At 45.0% G+C, this 626-nt stretch carries 1 protein-coding gene; it reads left to right on the top strand.

All coding sequences use genetic code 11. The annotated features are described in order from the left end of the window. On the top strand, positions 1 to 626 hold a 626-nt coding region (locus AC438_RS13010), incomplete at both ends, for an IS3 family transposase (RefSeq protein WP_156317078.1).

The following is a 626-nucleotide window of genomic DNA, read 5'->3' as shown; positions in this document are numbered from 1 at the left end:
AGTAATAATGGCCTTGAGCTCTCGCGTTACCGCGCGGCTAAAGCCATGAAGTCACTGTCATTAAAGAGCTGTCAGCCACCTAAATATCCACGAAAGATGGGTAAAAAGGAGCATGTAGACGTAGGTAATCACCTGAATCGTGAGTTTGATGTCGACGCCCCCAATAAAGTCTGGTGTACCGATGTGACCTATATTTGGACGGGCGAGGAATGGACTTATTTAGCTGTCGTTTTAGATTTATTTGCGCGTCGTCCTGTGGGTTGGGCGCTCTCGAACAGCCCTGATTCAGCGTTAACGATTAAGGCGCTCCAGATGGCCTATTGGGCGCGCGGAAAACCAAAGAATCTTATGTTGCACTCAGATCAAGGGTGCCATTTTACAAGCAAGGCCTATCGCAAAAAACTCAAGTGCTACAAGATTAAACACAGCATGAGTCGACGAGGCAATTGCTGGGATAATGCACCGATGGAACGATTCTTTCGTAGCTTAAAAACCGAGTGGATGCCCAAAAAAGGATGGCCCGATTTTCTATCAGCAAAGCATGCCATTAATAATTATATTTTACGCTATTACAATTGTATTCGACCTCATAAACATAATGACGGCTTGACGCCTCTCAAAAAAGA

Source organism: Marinagarivorans algicola (genome assembly GCF_001292705.1).
Classification (GTDB): domain Bacteria; phylum Pseudomonadota; class Gammaproteobacteria; order Pseudomonadales; family Cellvibrionaceae; genus Marinagarivorans; species Marinagarivorans algicola.
This window is presented reverse-complemented; position numbering and strand designations above follow the sequence as displayed.